The following is a 14,954-nucleotide window of genomic DNA, read 5'->3' on the forward strand; positions in this document are numbered from 1 at the left end:
ATCACCGCCGACGTCGAGTACATCGACGACGAGGGCGTGGTGCAGACCCAGGAGGCCACGGTTCCCTTCACCACGATCTACCAGCTCCAGGACGACGGCACGATCAACGTCAACGAGACCCAGAACCCGGGCTCGACCGACTACGCGCGCGGCGCGATCCCCGACTACGATCCCAAGGCCGGCTGGCGCTACGGCTGGTCGGTGGCGCTGGAGGCGCGCGAGCGCACGGTGACCACCTACGCCACCGCCACCTGGCTCGACATCGACTTCCTGGTGCCCGACCCCGACGACATCGTCTCGGGCCCCTCGGTCACGCCGCTCGGGCCGGCGACGCTGGTGCCGAACTCGAACTACTTCTCCTACAAGCCCGATCAGGTCGCGGATCCCTACATCCACTCGGAGACCGAGTCCGACCTCGAGGATCCCATCGAGACCGAGCGTCGCTGGACCACCTCCACCTGGTACGGCAAGAAGACCTACTACACCGAGACGACCGAGACCCGGTTCACCTCGACGGTCGACACCCACTCGATCAAGGCCGACTACCCGATCGACATCGACTTCATCGGCTACGACCGCGGCCGGGTGACGATCTACGGCAACGAGGCCGACGTGATCGTGCGCGGCCCGATCGCCAACGCCACCGGCGACACCTACATCTCGTCCGACCGCTACATCACCTCCGAGGGCGAGGAGGCCCGGGTGGGCGGCGAGAACGTCGAGCTGCACGGCAAGCTGGGCGTGGGCACCGCGCCCAACCGCACGCTGCTGCAGGCGCTGGGGATCGAGTCCCCCAAGGCCGACGCGGCCGTCACGCCCCTGCTGCGCACCGACGTCACCGACGGCGGCCCGGGCGCGCTGATCGCCACCTCCGAGTTCGGCGACGTGGCGATCTACGAGCTGGCCCTGTCGCTGGACGGCGAGATCGGCGGCGCGCGCGTCGCCGAGATCACCGCCGCGGGCGACGCGGTGCTGGTCTCGCAGGGCGACATCCAGGCGGCGGCGGGCGGCCGGGTCACCGGCCAGGCCATCACCCTGGCGACCGAGGCGGGCGACATCGGCGCCTCGGGCGACGGCAACCGGCTGGAGATCGACGCCGGGACCTCGGCGGCCTCCAAGCTGAACGTGGACGCGGCCGGCGGCGCCTATCTCGAGGAGGTCGCGGGCGACCTGACGGTCGAGAACCTGATCGCGGGCGGCGACGTGGAGCTGATCGCGCCGGCCTCGATCTTCGACGGCGACGACTCGATCGAGGTCGACGACCGCGCGGTCGAGACCCTGCGCTCCACCGTCTGGGGCGCGCTGGACCTGACCACGGACGTGGACGGGGACGAGCGCAACGACAAGGTCGACGTGCTGATCGCGGCCAAGGCGGCGGCCAAGACCGACGAGTACCGCACCTACTGGAAGTGGCGCGGCGAGCAGGCCGATCCCGACGTCTTCGACCCCTCGCACCCGTCCTACGACGCGGCCGCGCTGCTGGCGATCGACCCCGCCGAGCTCGCCTCGCTGGAGGCGTTCTACGCCGAGCAGGCCGCCGACCTCGACGAGCCGATCACCGATCCGGCGGCCGTGCAGGCCTATGTGGCGACCGCCATCGAGACGCTGCGGGAATCCCGCACCCAGCGCTACCGGGTGCTGCTGGAGACCTACGGCGACGAGACCGCGGCCTACGATCCCGACTACGCCTACACGCTGACCGCGGACGAGATCGCCGAGCTCGAGGGCGGCGTGCGCCTGTGGAGCGAGCAGGAGCTGGTCAACGCCATCGGCGCGGGCCTGCTGGCCGAGATCTCGGACACCGCGACCACCATCGAGGACGCCAACATCGTCGGGCGCAATGTCTACATCGAGGCGGGCGACGACATCGGGCGCACCTCGGGCTCGCAGGTCATCGACATCGTGCCCGGCGCGACCCTGACCGACGAACAGCGCATCCTGCTGGGCGCCGCCGAGCGCAACGACCTGTTCTACGGGACCACCGGGCGCTACACGACCGAGGTCGTGTTCCGCACGGTCGGCGGCGTGGACACGATCACCCGCACCGACGGGCTGGGCTGGGCCGCGGACCTGACCCCCGGCACGGTGATCCAGGTGGAGGGCCCCACGGCCAACGCCACCGAAGAGGGGCCGTTCTACACGATCAAGTCGGTCGCGGGCTCGGTCATCACGCTCGACGAGACGCGCACCCGGATCGCGGGCTTCGACATCGTCGACGTGACCATCTCGGGCATCGCCCTCGACCCGCGCGGCGTCTCGGCCGAGGTCGAGGCGACGGTCACGGGCGGCGACGCCATCGTGGGCCAGGCGGGCGACTTCTCCGCCTTCGCCGCGGGCATGAAGGTGCTGATCGTCGGCGGTCCGGAGGCCAACGAGAACGACTCGGAATCCCTCTATCAGGTGGACTCCGTCTCGGCGGACGGCTCGACGCTGACCCTCGTCGGCTCGCCGCTGTCCAACTTCGGCGCGGCCGAGATCTTCACCGTCGACCAGTTCGTCGAGCTGACCTTCCTGCAGATCCAGCAGCGCGAGGACCTCGACGTCACCGTCTCCGGCCAGATCTCCGGCTCGGCGGGCGGCGAATTCTACATCGGCTCCGAGGGGGCCATCGACCTCGGCGAGCTCACGGCGGGCGAGAGCGCGCGGGTCAAGGCCGCGGGCGACCTGACCAACGGCACCGACGACGGGACCTGGAACCTCGACACCGGCGACCTGGTGCTCGAGTCCGGCTCGGGCGGCATCGGGACCGAGGACGCGCCGATCCTGCTCGACCTGCAGTCCGACGCGACCCTGACCCTGCGCGCCCAGGACGACATCTTCGTCGAGGAGCTGGACGGCGACATCAACCTGTTCACCGCCTTCTCGCTGGAGGACGACATCAAGCTGGTGGCGCAGGGCTCGATCCTGGACGCCATCGGCAACGAGCTGATCAACATCAAGGCCACCAACCTCGACCTGCGGGCCGGCGGCTCGATCGGCACCTTCCTCAATCCGCTGGAGATCGAGACGCGCGGCGACGTCGCGCCGGGCGAGATCGGCCTGCTGACCGCGGTCGCGGTCGGGGACATCGCGCTCGCCGAGACCGAGAGCGCGATGAACATCCGCACCGTCCACTCCTCGGGCGGCGACGTCAGCCTGCTGGCCTTCGGCTCGATCCTCGACGCGGTCGACCTCAGCGACCCGACCGATCCCGACAGCGCCGAGCTCACGGGCCCCTCGACCCTGCCGCGGGCGGACGTCTCCGGCCGGTCGATCTTCCTGACCTCGCTGGCGGGCCAGATCGGCGCGGCGGGCAACCCGCTCGACGTGAACACCCGCTCCGGCCAGGGCGGCGTGCTCGACGTGCTGGTGGACGAGAACCTCTACCTGATCGAGACCAACGGCGACCTGACGCTGGGCTCGGTGGAGCTGACGGGGACCGGCTCGCTGGGCGCCTTCATCGTGGCGACCACCGGCTCGATCAACGCCGGGACCCCCACCTGGGGCGGGCGCAACATCATCGGCGACGCCTTCTACCTGGTGGCCGCCCAGGACATCGGCGCCGAGGGCGCTCCGATCCTGGCGCGCATCGACCTGCTGCAGACCCGCTCGGTCCAGGGCTCGACCCATCTCGACAACGACCAGGCGCTGGAGGTCGACGACTGGGCGCTGGGCGGGCTGACCGTCTCGGCCTTCGCCGATCCCACCGCGGTCGGGCAGATCGCGGGCGGGGACATCGTGATCTCGGCCTCCTCGCCGATCACCATCTCGGCCGACCAGACCTCGACCTCGGCCCCGGCCGCGGGCGTGACCACCCTGGGCGGCGACATCCTGATCACCGCCAACGACGACGCCGACCCAGAGGCCGACTTCGTCCTGATCGCGCCCGGCGTGACGGTCGAGGCCGACAGCGGCTCGGTCCGCATCGAGGCGGGCGACGACTTCACCCTCTCGGCCGGGGCGCGGATCCTGGCGCGCGACGACGTCTCGATCGAGACCGACGCGGGCGACGCCGATCCCTCCACGGGCGACGCGCTCTCGATCTTCGGCGACATCCTGACCTCGGCGGGCGACGTGGACCTGCTGACGGGCTCGGCCGCGGACGTGGTGCTGGTGGCGGCCGCCGCCTCGATCACGGCGGCGCGCGACGTCTCCGTCTCCACCCGCGGCGACGAGGACGCGGTGATCGTCGCGGGCTCCATCGTGGCGGTGAACGGCGAGGTCTCGATGGCGCTCGGGAACGCCGACGACACGCTCGACGTCACCGGCGAGATCGAGGCGGGCGACGCGATCACCGTCTCCGGCGGGGCGGGCGAGGATCGCCTGACCTTCACGCAGGCGGCGCTCTCGGCCCCGGTCATCGCCATCGGCGGCGACGCGGGCGACGACCTGATCGAGCTCGACGAGATGGCCGACGTCGACGGCGCCGCCACCGTCTTCGGCGGGACCGGCGACGACCTGATCTTCATCGACCGGCTGTCCACCCAGGACGCCGACGACAGCCTGCGCCTCGACGGCGGGGCCGGGGCGGACGACATCCTGATCCTGACCCACGGCTCGCTGACCGGGCGCGACGACGCGATCGACTACGTGATCGACGTCTCCGACAGCGGCGCGCGCGGCGACGGGGCCGACACGATGGTGGTCCGCGGCACGACCGAGGCGGACATTTTCCTCTCGCGCGCCAACTTCGTGGCGCTGATGCACGGCACCCCCGACCAGGCCCGCGGCCTTGAGGGCGCCGGCGCCCGGCCCACGACGGTCGAGCGGATCAACTACGACCGCACCGTCAACGGCCGCCTGACGCTGGAAGGCCTCGACGGGGACGACGTGTTCATCTCCGACGACAACGCCACGATCATGACCCTCGACGGCGGCGCCGGGAACGACGACTTCCAGATCGGCCAGGTGTTCGGGCTGGAGCCCATCGCGGGCATCATGGGGATCGCGCCGGGCGACGATATCGACGCGACCCGGATCACCCGCGGGTGGCTCTCGAAGGGCATCTCCTACGCCACCGTGATCTACGGCGGCTCTGGCCAGGACATCTTCAACGTCTACTCCAACCAGGCCGTGCTGCGGATGGAGGGCGAGGCCGGCAACGACACCTTCGTGGTGCGCGCCTTCGTCAAGCTCGCCGACGGCCAGACCACGGCGCAGATCCGCGCCCAGATCGCCGCCGGCGCCGGCGACGACCAGATCGAGTACAACATCAACGCCCCCGTCGACATCGACGGCGGCACGGGCTTCGACACAGTCGTGGCGCTGGGCTCCGAGTTCGGGGACGAGTTCGTGATCACCGAGGACGGCGTCTTCGGCACCGGCCTCAACGTCACCATCTCCGGCGCCGAGGAGTCGCTCGAGATCGACGGGCTCGAGGGCGACGACACCTTCTTCATCCTCTCCACGCCCGAGCAGGCGGTGACCCGGATCATCGGCGGCCTCGGCTCCGACAGCTTCAAGGTCGCCGGCGACGTGACGGCCGAGATCGACTCGGCCGAGGTCGACGGCCGCTCCGGCCTGATCAACCACGCCGCGGCCAGCGACGACGACGCCTACGACGGCGTGCCGATCGAGGGCCTGGGCACCACCATCGCCGACGAGACCCTCGGCGTGGTCCAGATCAGCCAGGAGGCCTCCGACGGCTTCGCCGCGGTCTCCGAGGAGGGACGCACCCTCGACGACTACACCGTCGCGCTCGCGGTGGCGCCGGTGGCGGGGCCGGTCTTCGTGACCGTCTCGGCCGCGCGGTCCTCGACCGAGGACCGCGACCAGGTCCTGCCCTCGGCCTCGCCGGCCTCCGTCAGCCTCTCGGCCTACGGGATCGCGCGCAACGACGGCGGCAGCTTCATCGCCGACGGCTTCGACCGCTTCATGTCGGTGCGCCTGAGCGGGACCGACGGGCAGGACGGCGTCTACAAGGTCACGGCCGTGACCGCGGGCCAGCTCACCCTCGCCTCGGGCGCCGAGGACGTGGCGCTGACCGCGGCCGCGGGCCTCTCGGGCATCACGATCGAGGCTCTGCCCGCCGACACCGTGCTGGTGCGCGCGAACGGCGGCGCCTGGACCGACGCGCTGGTGCTGGAGTTCGACGCCTCGAACTGGAACATCGAGCAGACGGTCGAGATCCGCGCCGTCGACGACGCCGCGGACGAGGGCCGGCGCACGGTGTTCATCAACCACTCGGTCGCCTCGGACGACGCCCGCTTCGACGGCGCGGACGTGGCGAACGTCGAGGTGACGGTGGACGACAACGACCGCGCCTACCTGATCATCGAGGAAAGCGAGGGCGCCACCGAGGTGCTGGAGGGGGCCTCGGGCTTCTCCGACGACTACACGGTCCGCCTCAGCCGCACGCCCAACGCGGGCGAGACGGTCAGCGTCGCCATCGACCTCGACGACGCGAGCGTCGCGGCCCAGGCGGGCGAGCTGACGCTGGCCTCGGGCGCGCAGTCCGGCGACGGGCTGGTGCTGACCTTCGACGCCTCGAACTGGGACGTGGCGCAGACGGTCGTGGTCTCGGCCGACGCCGACGGCCTGCGCGAGAACCCCGAGCGGCTGAAGCTGGTCCACGCCACCACCTCCACCGGCGGCGCCTTCGCCGGCGTGGCCGAGGAGACGGTGCGCGTCGAGACGCTCGACGGCGACGGCGCCGGCGTGGTGATCCGCGAGACCGACGGCGACACCGTGGTCTACGCCCCGGTCGACGGGGCGGGGGGCAAGTCCGACAGCTACCTCGTGCGCCTGACCTCGGCGCCGACCGACCCGGTCGAGGTGCGCCTCTTCGCCGACGGCCAGACCCGCTTCATCGAGGACGCGCGCGTCTCGCTGCAGGAGATCGCGGCGACCGACGCCGCGGTCACGCCGCTGACCTTCGCCCCCGACGCCGAGACGCCGACGCTGTCGCGCGCCTCGGGCGACTGGCGGGCGGACGGCTTCTCGGTCGGCCTGGTGATCGAGATCGAGGGCTCGGCCGGCAACGACGGCCGCTACCAGATCCTCGCGATCTCCTCCGACGGGCGGACCCTGACCTTCGCGGGCGGGGTGGAGTTCGCGGCCGGCGCGATGACCTCGGGCCGCCTCTTCGCCGAGGTGGGCGTGGTGGTCTTCGACGCCTCCAACTGGGACCAGGACGTCGAGGTGCAGATCGAGGCCGACACGGACTTCGTGGCCGGCGACCGCTCCTACGTGACCAAGGCCTTCCCGGGCGAGCCGCACCTGCTCTCGAAGCTCAACGGCCCGCTGGTGATCGAGGGCGGGGCGACCGACGCCGACCGCAGCCTCGAGGTGGCGATCATGCTGCCGACCGAGACGCCGGAGGCCCCGGTCGACGTCGACGCGACCCTGGACGAGAGCCAGTCGCTCGACAGCCTGGAGATCTTCAACGACAGCTCCGAGACCCCGGACGTCGGCTGGATGACCACCGCCGGCGCGGCCTATGACGCCAACGGCGTCGCCGCCGAGCAGAACCCCAACGGGGCCGGCTTCACCCTGGTCAACGGCCTGGGCATGGGCACCGGCGTGCGGACCTTCGACATCTCCGAGGCACAGGACGGCTCCGAGCTGAGCACCTTCGCCGAGGGCATCGCCTTCTCGGGGATCGAGACGGTGGACCTGCTGCTGGGCTCGGGGAACGACACGTTCTACGTCGAGACGACGACCGACGACTCCGACCGCACCACCGGCCCGAACGGGACCGGCGAGGCGGTGGCGCCGATCACCGTGATCCACGGCGGCGGCGGCGACGACGCGATCACCGTCACCGGCGGCGCGGGCCCCGACAGCCTGCTGGTGGTGCACGGCGACACCGACGCCGACGGCGGCAAGTACGACTTCTCCGGCGGCACGCCCACCGGCGGGGCCTATGTCTTCGACGGCGGCGGGAACGACACGATCGACGCCTCTGCGCTCGACATCGATCCCGACGCGGCGGTGGGCTTCGCGGCCTACGGCGGGGCCGGCGACGACACGATCATCGGCTCGGCGGCGGCGGACCAGCTCGCCGGCGGCGGCGGCGACGACCTGATCCTCGGGCTCGGCGGCGACGACCACATCTACGGCGACGGCGGCTTCATCGTCGATCTCGTGACCCGCGAGCTGACGGTCGTCGACTTCGTCGACCTGACCCCCAGCCTCGACAGCGCCGACCAGCGCCTGCCGGGCGAGGACAGCATCGAGGGCGGCGAGGGCCGCGACATCATCCTCGGCGACTTCGGCATCATCACCCAGGTCGAGGGCACGCTGCGGCTGGCCAACACCGGGAACGTGACCCAGGTCGAGAGCACCAGCTTCGACGACGGCGCCAACGACCGGGTGAATTCCGGGGCGGGCGACGACATCGTGATCCTGGGGCTCGGCGACGACACGGCCGACGCCGGGACCGGCGCCGACATCCTGATCGGCGACCACGGCATGGCCCAGTTCGGGGTCATCGACGGCGACATCGCCTTCGTCGACCGCGTGGTGACGCTCGCCCCGACCCGCTCGGGCGAGGACGACCTGCGCGGCGGCGACGGGCGCGACATCGCCTTCGGCGGCGGGGCCGCGGACCGCATCCTCGCGGGCGGCTCGGACGACGCCATCGACGTGGTGGTGGGCGACGACGGCGAGGCGATCTTCTCGGCCGCCGGCGTGCTGGTCGAGATCCGCACCACCCACCCCGACCAGGGGGCGGGCGACGTGATCACCGCGGGCGGCGGCGCCGACGTGGTGCTGGGCGGCGCGGGCGAGGACGTGGTGCTCGCGGCCACCGCCGGCGAGACGGCGGACGTGGACGCGATCGTGGCCCAGCTGCTGGCGGGCGACTACGAGGGCGTCGACGTGGGCGACGCGGCCGCCGACGTGGTGGTCGGCGACGACGGCGAGGCCTTCTTCACCGAAGCGGGCGAGATCGTGCGGGTGCGCACGACCTCTCCCGAGTTCGGCGCCTCGGACCTGATCGTGACCGGCGACGGCGCGGACGTGGTGCTGGGCGGCTCGGGCGCGGACGTGATCGTGGCCGGCGGCGGCGCCGACGCGGACGTGGTGCTGGGCGACAACGGCGAGGCGGTCTTCGACCCGGCCTCCCCGCAGTCGGTCCTGCGCGAGATCCGGTCCACCGACCCCGAGGTCCAGGGCGAGGCCGAATACGGCGACGACGACGTGATCCTCACCGGCGGCGGGGCGGACATCGTCATCGGCGGCCTGGGCGACGACCTGATCCTGGCGGGCGGCGAAGACGCCGCCGCCGACGTCGCGGTCGGCGACAACGGGCGGGCGGTGTTCAACGCCGCCGGCGTGCTGACCCTGATCGAGAGCACGGTCCCCGGCTCGGGCGGGAACGACGTGATCACCACCGGCGCGGGCGCCGACGTGGTCATCGGCGGCGCGGGCGAGGACATCGTGCTCGCCGCCGTCGGCGGCTCCGAGGCGGACGTGGCCGCGGTCGTGGCCCTGGTCGAGGCCGGCGAGATCGAGGCGATCGACGTGGGCGACGACGCCGCCGACGTGATCGTGGGCGACAACGGCCGCGCCGCCTTCACCGACGCGCGCGAGCTGATCCGGATCGAGACCTCGGACGCCGAGCATGGCGGCGACGACATCCTGATCTCGGGCGACGGCGCGGACATCGTGCTGGGCGGCTCGGGCAAGGACCTGATCGCGGCCGCCGGCGGCGCGGACAATGACGTGGTTCTGGGCGACAACGGCGTGGCGGTCTTCGACCCGGCCAGCCCCGAGAGCGTGCTGCGCGAGATCCGGTCGACCGACCCCGCGATCCCTGGCGAGCCGGAATACGGCGACGACGACCTGATCCTCACCGGCGGCGGCGCCGACGTGGTGATCGGCGGCCTGGGCGACGACCTGATCCTCGCCGGCGGCGAAGATGCCGCCGCCGACGTGGCGGTGGGCGACAACGGCCGGGCGGTGTTCAACGCCGCCGGGATCCTGACCTTCATCGAGAGCACGGTTCCCGCCTCGGGCGGGGACGACGTGATCACCACCGGCCGCGGGCCGGACGTGGTGATCGGCGGCGCCGGGGACGACGTGATCCTGGCGGCCACCGCCGGCGACACGGCGGACGTCGACGCCATCGTGGCGCTGGCGCTCGCCGGCGAGCTCGAGGCGATCGACCCCGGCGACGACGCCGCCGACGTGGTGGTGGGCGACAACGGCCGGGCGTTCTTCACCGACGCCCGCGAGCTGATGCGCATCGAGACGACCGCGCCGGCCGACGGCGGCGACGACGTGATCGTCACCGGCGACGGCCCGGACATCGTGCTGGGCGGCGTCGGCGACGACGTGATCGCGGCGGCGGGCGGGGCCAACTCGACCAACGACCGCGACGTGGTGATCGGCGACAACGGCGCGGCGATCTTCGACCCCGCCTCCCCCGAGAGCCTGCTGCGCCATGTCTTCACCACCGATCCCGCGGATGGCGGCGACGACCGGATCCTGACCGGCAATGGCGCGGACATCGTGCTGGCGGGCTCGGGCGACGACCTGGTGCTGGCGGGCGGCGACGACGCGGCGCTCGACATCGTGGTCGGCGACAACGGCGAGGCGGTGTTCAACGCCGCCGGCGTCCTGACCCTGATCCAGAGCATCGACCCCGCCTTCGGCGGCGACGACGTGATCACCACCGGGCTCGGGACCGACATCGTCATCGGCGGCGTGGGCGACGACGTCATCCTGGCGGCCTCCGCCGGGGGCGCGGCCGACGTGGCCGTGATCGTGGCCCTGGTGGCTGCCGGCGACTACAACGCCATCGACCCGGGCGACTCCGCCGCCGACGTGGTGGTGGGCGACAACGGGCGCGCGACCTTCACGCAAGAGGGCGAGCTGATCCGGATCGAGACCACCGACCCCGAGCATGGCGGGGACGACGTGGCCGTCACCGGCTCGGGCCCCGACATCGTGCTGGGCGGCTCGGGCGACGACGTGCTGGTGGCCTCGCTGACCACCACCGCCGACGACGACGCGCAGGACACGGTGCTGGGCGACAACGGCTTCCTCACCTTCCTCGGCACCGCCGAATACGACGCGGGCGAGAGCGAGCGGATCCTGTCCTTCAACTTCGGCGCGGGCCATCCCGACCGCAACGTGACCGGCGAGGCCGGGGTCGTGAAGGTCGGGAACTGGAACAACCTCGAGGGCGACGGGCCGACCACCTGGGGCGACGCCCCGACCGAGCTGATCTCGTTCGACGACGGCGCCATCGCCGCGGGCGTGGCGATCGCCTGGCGCGGAGTGCGGGCCGGCGGCTACGAGGACGACCTCGACGCCGAGACGCACTCGGAAATCCGCTACCCCTCCACCGAGGACGAGCGGATGTTCGAGGGCTACCTCGCGGCCGGCGACGACGAGGAGGTCGCGGTCACGATCTCCGGCCTGGCGGCGCATTTCACCAGCGCCGACGTCTACGTCTACCTCGACGCCGACGACCATGACTCGCGCGGCGGATCCTCGATCCGCAGCCTCTCGGACGGGACCACGACGTTCTTCCTGAACGATCCCGACGGGAACACCTTCGAGGGGACCTTCGTCGAGGTCACCTCGACCGCGGCGGGCGGGGCGCAGACCGGCTCCTACGTGGTGTTCCGCAACGTGACGGGCGACGTCTTCGACCTGCGCATCGCGACCGCCGACGGCTCGCGCTTCACCCAGGCCGCGATCTCGGCGATCCAGGTGGTGGGCCAGTCCCTGCCGGTCGACCGGATCGAGAGCACCGACCCCGCGTTCGGCGGCGACGACGTGATCCTCACGGGCGGCGGCGGCGACGTGGTGATCGGCGGGCTGGGCGACGACCGCATCGACGCCTTCGGGGCGCCCAGCCGCGGGGCCGTCGACGACGACGTGGTGGTGGGCGACCACGGCCGCGGCACGATCATGGGCGGCGAGCTGCGCGAGATCCGCTCGATCTTCGCGGGCATCGGCGGGAACGACGCGATCCTGACCGGCAACGGCAACGACCTCGTGATCGGCGGCGCCGGCGACGACGACATCGGGGCGGGGGTCGAGCAGGCCTACGACCTCGGCGACGTCACGGTGCTGAGCTTCAACTTCGGGGCCGACGTCGACAAGGGCCAGGTCACCGGCGTCGCCGGCGTCGTCCAGGCGGGCGACTGGAACAACCTGCCCGGCGAGCAGAAGACCACCGGCAAGTCCGACGGCTACGCGGACTGGGGCCTGTTCGACTGGCTCTTCGGCGGCAAGCATGACGGCGCGCAGAAGGCCACGGGCTTCAAGCTCGACGGCGGCGGCGAGGCGACCGGCGTGACGCTGGAGTGGGGCGTCGACCTCGACGGCCACCGCCCCGACGCGGCCGACGTCGACGGCCACGACGAGATCGTGGACCCCGACACCCAGAACGCGCGCCTCTTCGAGGGCTACGCCTCCGCCTCCGGCCGCGACGTGCTGGACGCGAAGCTCACGGGCCTCTCGGAGGTGTTCCCGGGGGTCTACGACGTCTACGTCTACCTCGACGCGGACGACCGCGACGCCTCGCGCCACGACGACTCGGTCCGCGCGATCACCGGCGGCGGGGTGACCTACTACCTCGACGATCCGGAGGGGCAGACCTTCGCCGGGACCTTCGTCGAGGGCGGCTCGACCGACCCGAACGCGCCGGCCGCGGGCAACTACGTGGTGTTCCGCAACGTGACGGGCGACGCCTTCTCGGTGCGGGTCGAGGATCCGGGTCACAAGTACGACGCCGTGCCCTCGATCGCGGGCATCCAGGTGGTCGGCGGGCCGGACAAGGACGCCGTGGTGGACGGGCCTGCGACGGGCGGCGACTGGGACCGCGACGTGGTGCTGGGCGACGACGGCGTCGGCCGCCGGTTCGGGGGGCTGACCTACGAGGTCTTCACCACCGATCCCGGCATGGGCGGCGACGACGTGATCCGCGGCGGCGCCGACCGGGACCTGCTGATCGGCGGCACCACGGGCCGCGACAGCGACGGCGGCTCTGACCTCGACGACGTGCTGGGCGACGTGATCCGGGGCGGCGAGGGCCGCGACCTGATCCTGGCCGACGGCGCCCGGGTGCTGCTGACCGGGATCGAGCCCATCGGCCTCGTGGGGGTCGAGTGGGACGACAAGGGCATCGGCCACAACGACGCCGACAAGGACAACGGAAACGGCCACATCAGCCACGGCAACGGCTACGGCTACGGCCACAACCACTTCTCCCCGTGGGAGCTGTTCGGGCTGGAGCTGCTGGACGAGGACATCGGCGACAACGACCATCTGTTCGGCGACCAGGACGAGGACGTGATCTACGGCCAGTTCGGCAACGACGCGTTCGGGTTCGAGGGTCTCGGGCTCGGGACCGACCGGCTGATCGAATCCGGTCCCTACGACCCGGGCGTCAACGATCCCCACGACCGGCTCGACTTCTCGCAGTTCGGCGCGGGCGTGGAGATCGACCTCGACGACGGCGGGCTGCAGGTGGTGAACGGCGAGCGCACCGACGGGGACCTGAACCTCGCCCTGCAGCTCTACACCGACGAAGGGTTCGAGGACGTCACCGGCTCCGAGTTCGCCGACGTGATCGACGGCAACGACCGGGCCAACGCGCTCGCCGGGCGCGGCGGCGACGACGTCATCGACGGCGAGGACGGCGACGACGTGCTGCTGGGCGAGGCCGGGAACGACCACCTGCGCGGCGACCACGGCGACGACCTTCTCGACGGCGGCGAGGGCGACGACGAGCTCGAGGGCGAGTACGGCCGCGACCTGCTGCTCGGCGGCCTCGGGAACGACGAGCTCGACGGCGGCAAGGACGACGACCTGCTGGCCGGCGGCGAGGGCGACGACGAGCTCGACGGCGGCAACGACGACGACATCCTGATGGGCGGGCTCGGCGACGACGACCTGGACGGGAACAGCGGCGACGACGTGCTGTTCGGCGGACCGGGCCACGACCGCCTGCGCGAGCATCATCACGACGACGTCGACTACGACGGCCCGCCGCCGGACTTCAACCTCGGGCCCTGGTTCAGCGCCTGGGGCGCGGATCTCGACCGCGCCGGCTCGCGGATCGTGGATCCGGCCGGGACCGCGGACGATCTCGACCCGGCCGCCTGGGTGGGCGAGATGCTCCACGAGGCCGGCCGCGCCGCGCCGCCCGAGACCCGCGACGACCGGCTCGAGCCGCCGATCACCGCCACCACGGCCGAGCGCGCCTCGGTTCACGAGATCATCGCGGCGATCCAGTCGAGCGAGATCGTGATCAGCCTGGAAGGGACCTGGAGCGGCCACGGCTGGAAGAAGAGCTACACGCCCCCCTCCGGCGGGACCTACGTCTACGACGAGGCGAGCGACAGCTTCGTCGCGGCGGCGGCCTCTCCGACCGCGCCGCCGCGCGAGGATGCGCTCTACACGCTGCTCGACGCCGACGGGTCGGTCTTCGCCTATGTCGACAAGCTGGGCGGGATCTGGGTGATCGACGATCTCGAGCAGCGCCCGCCGGGCGGCTGGGCCGACGACGCCGACGACGCCTGGATCTACGAGGGCGTGGTGCCGACCCCGCCCATCGATGACGGGAAAGGCAAGCCTTGGTACGATGACTGAGCCGCCGCGGGCGGCCGGGACCTGGCCGCCCGCGGCGGCCGGGCATCGCGCGACAACGACAGGAACCGCCATGAAGGCGGGCAGGGGGCAGAGATGAAGAACGGCGACGCGGACGCGTCGGCGGGGCCGCAGGGCGAGGCCGCCCGACGCGACTCCACCATCGAGTGGGACGACGCCGGCATGGCGACGAACTTCGCCAACGTGGTGAACATCCAGGGCACGCGGGAGCAGATCGAGCTGTTCTTCGGCACCAACCGCACCTGGAACATCAAGGACGACGCGGCGCTGCGGGTCGAGCTGACCAACCGCATGATCCTCACGCCGCTGGCCGCCAAGCGGCTGCACGCGATCCTGACCCGCGTGCTGCGCGAGTACGAGCAGCGCCACGGCGCGCTCAAGGTCGACGGCGGCTGAGGCGGGCC

General features: G+C 71.9%; 2 protein-coding genes (1 of these 2 running past the window's edge). Both read left to right on the top strand.

Translation table 11 applies throughout. The features are described from left to right. On the top strand, window positions 1-14,532 hold the end of the coding sequence (locus BM064_RS14620; RefSeq protein ID WP_143103341.1) for a calcium-binding protein. The gene continues 18,783 nt to the left of window position 1, outside the view; only the last 14,532 of its 33,315 coding nucleotides appear in the window; its start codon lies beyond the left edge, outside the window; its stop codon occupies window positions 14,530-14,532. A gap of 93 nt (window positions 14,533-14,625) precedes the next feature. After that, window positions 14,626-14,946 carry a DUF3467 domain-containing protein gene (locus BM064_RS14625; protein ID WP_092860531.1) on the top strand — a complete coding sequence of 107 codons (321 nt, stop codon included), beginning with the start codon at window positions 14,626-14,628 and terminating at the stop codon, window positions 14,944-14,946. Window positions 14,947-14,954: the final 8 nt, after the last annotated feature.

Origin of the sequence: Albimonas pacifica (genome assembly GCF_900113695.1) — a bacterium.
Classification (GTDB): domain Bacteria; phylum Pseudomonadota; class Alphaproteobacteria; order Rhodobacterales; family Rhodobacteraceae; genus Albimonas; species Albimonas pacifica.